Annotated in this window: 3 protein-coding genes and 1 pseudogene; 2 read left to right on the forward strand and 2 right to left on the reverse strand. The window is 75.6% G+C overall.

Translation table 11 applies throughout. The features are described 5' to 3' along the window. The coding region (locus tag KBX39_RS28460; protein WP_210873482.1) for an NAD(P)H-dependent glycerol-3-phosphate dehydrogenase at positions 1 to 940 on the reverse strand (940 nt) is incomplete at its 3' end. Then, positions 937 to 1,662 carry a 1-acyl-sn-glycerol-3-phosphate acyltransferase gene (locus tag KBX39_RS28465; RefSeq protein WP_043325959.1) on the reverse strand — a complete coding sequence of 242 codons (726 nt, stop codon included), beginning with the start codon at positions 1,660 to 1,662 and terminating at the stop codon, positions 937 to 939. The genes KBX39_RS28465 and KBX39_RS28460, both read right to left, overlap by 4 nt. 95 nt (positions 1,663 to 1,757) lie before the next feature. Between KBX39_RS28465 and cofC the strand changes: the two are divergent. Continuing rightward, a pseudogene (cofC, locus tag KBX39_RS33630) lies at positions 1,758 to 2,366 on the forward strand (2-phospho-L-lactate guanylyltransferase); the annotation flags it as partial. Between the two features lie 33 nt (positions 2,367 to 2,399). Next, positions 2,400 to 2,597 carry a cold-shock protein gene (locus tag KBX39_RS33635; protein WP_043330566.1) on the forward strand — a complete coding sequence of 66 codons (198 nt, stop codon included), beginning with the start codon at positions 2,400 to 2,402 and terminating at the stop codon, positions 2,595 to 2,597. Positions 2,598 to 2,647 lie beyond the last annotated feature (50 nt).

The following is a 2,647-nucleotide window of genomic DNA, read 5'->3' on the forward strand; positions in this document are numbered from 1 at the left end:
CCTCGTGGCAGATCCGCTCGATCTGCTCGGTGATCGGCATCTCGACCCCGTGCGCGCGGGCCAGGTCGCGGATGGCCAGGCAGCTCTTGACGCCCTCGGCGGTCTGCCGGGTGGCCGCCTGGGCCTGCTCCAGCGACTCCCCCCGGCCGAGGTGCTCGCCGAAGGTGCGGTTACGGGCCATCGGGGACGAGCAGGAGGCGACCAGGTCGCCCATGCCGGCCAGCCCGGCGAACGTGATCGGGTCGGCGCCGAGCGCCACGCCCAGCCGGGCGGTCTCGGCCAGCCCCCGGGTCATCAGCATGGCCCGGGTGTTGTCGCCGAAGCCCATCGCGGTGGCGATGCCGTACGCCAGCGCGATCACGTTCTTCACCGCGCCGCCCAGCTCGCAGCCGATCACGTCGTCGTTCGTGTACGGGCGGAAGTACGGGGTCCGGATGGACGCCTGCACCAGCGCGGTACGCCGGCTGTCGGTGCCGGCGACCACCGTCGCGGCCGGCTGCTCGGCGGCGATCTCCGGGGCCAGGTTGGGCCCGGAGACGACCACCACCCGGTCGGCGGGCACCCCGGCGGTCTCCATGATCACCTGGCTCATCCGCTTGGTGGTGCCCAGCTCGATGCCCTTCATCAGCGACACGAGCGTGGCGTCCGGCGCCACGTACGGCGTCCAGTCGGCGAGGTTGCCGCGCAGCGTCTGCGACGGCACCGAGAGCACCACCACCTCGGCGCCCTCGATCGCCTCGGCGGCGTCGCCGGTGGCGGTCACCCGCTCCGGCAGGCGTACGCCCGGCAGGTACTCCGGGTTCTCCCGGCCGGTCCGGATCGCCTCGGCCACGGCGACGCGGCGGGCCAGCACTGTGACGTCCCGCCCGGCGTCGGCGAGGATCTTGGCGAACGCGGTCCCCCAGGACCCGGCGCCCAGCACCGCCACGTGCCCGCTCATTCGCCGGCCTCCCGGATGCCGGTGCGGGCGGGCCGCTGCCAGAGCGGCGGTGGTGTGCCGCCACGGATCTCCGCGACCAGATCCCGGATGCGCAGCATGATGGTGTCCGTCATCTCCTCCAGGATCGGCCGGGTCGGCGTGGCGCCGGCCCAGGGGCTCAGGTCCACCGGCGGGCCGGCGACCACCGTCACCGGGGTACGCGGGCGCAGCCCGAACCGCGCCGTACGCGGGTCGAACATCCGCTCCGGGCCGACCATGGCGATCGGGACCACCGGGGCGCCGGTCGCGAGCGCCAGCCGGGCCGCGCCGGTCTTGCCCTTCATCGGCCACAGGTCCGGCTCCCGGGTGGTGGTGCCCTCCGGGTAGATCACCACGGCGCCCCCCTCGGCCAGCGCGGCGACCAGCTTGTCCAGCGACTTGACCGCCTCGACGGTGCCCCGTTCGACAGGGATCTGCTGGCAGCGGTGCAGGATCGCGCCGACCACCGGCACCCGGAACACGCTGGCCTTGCCGAGGAAACGCGGCCAGCGCCCGGCGTCGTAGATGTAGTGGGCGACCACGAGCGGGTCGGCGTGCGAGATGTGGTTCGGCACGAGGATCACGCCGCCGTCGCCGCGCAGGTGCTCCATGCCCCGCCAGGTGCGCCGGGTCCAGACCGTCATCAGCGGCTTCACCAGCACCACGGCGAGCCGTCGCCAGAACCCCAGCCTCCGCCGTGCCACAGTGCCTCCTCGATCCGCCCACGCGCCCCGGCACAGAATCATGCCTGTTCGCCCCCGCTGCGGCCAGTGCGGGTACCGGCGCTCCCGCTGGCAGGATGGTCGGCGTGTCTGAGGCCCGCTGGACCGTGGTGATGCCGGTGAAGCGCCTGGGAGCGGCGAAGAGCCGGCTGCGGGGCGCGCTGCCCGGCGTACCCCATGAGGAGCTGGCGCTGGCCCTGGCGGCCGACACGCTGCGCGCGGCGCGGGCGTGCCCGGCGGTCGCCGGGGTGCTCGTGGTGACCGACGACGCGCGGGTGCGCGCGGCGGCGGACGCGGCGGGCGCCCGGGTCGCCGCCGATCCGGGCGCCGGGCTGAACGCGGCGTTCCGGCACGGCGCGGCCGTCGCCGGGCCGCGCGCCGCCGTGGCCGGCCTGACCGCCGACCTGCCCGCGCTGCGACCGGCCGAGCTGGCCGCCGCGCTGCGTGCCACCCAGGGGGTACGCGGGTACGTCGCGGACGCACCCGGCGGTGGCACCGTGCTGCTGGCCGCGCCGGCCGGGGTGCCGCTGGCGCCGCGGTTCGGGCCCGGCTCGGCCGCCGCCCACGCGGCGAGCGGGGCGCTGCCGCTGGCCGGTGACTGGCCCAGCCTGCGCCGGGACGTGGACACCCCGGCGGACCTGGCCGCCGCCGCCGGGCTGGGTCTGGGGCCACGCACGGCGGCGCTGCTGGCCGGGGCCGCAGTCCGGTACGGTGCTGGCATGCAGGGCACGGTGGCCACCTACGACGCGTCGACCCGCAGCGGCGTGCTGCTGCTCGACGACGGCACCGAGCTGGCGTTCCCGGCCCGCGCGTTCGACGCCTCCGGGCTGCGGCTGCTCCGATTGGGGCAGCGTGTCCGGATCGAGCGGGACGCCGACGGCGAGGTCGTCCGGGTGACCTTGCCGACCATGGCGTGAACAACCTGGCCGGAGTTCATTTTCCGTTCACCCTTATCGGGGACTCATGA

Source organism: Micromonospora sp. D75 (genome assembly GCF_018070405.1).
GTDB lineage: Bacteria > Actinomycetota > Actinomycetes > Mycobacteriales > Micromonosporaceae > Micromonospora > Micromonospora chalcea.

What these genes read in the sequence shown, in the direction of transcription:
- KBX39_RS33635 (WP_043330566.1), top strand. Translation starts at nt 2,400, where the DNA reads ATGCAGGGCACGGTGGCCACCTACGACGCGTCGACCCGCAGCGGCGTG.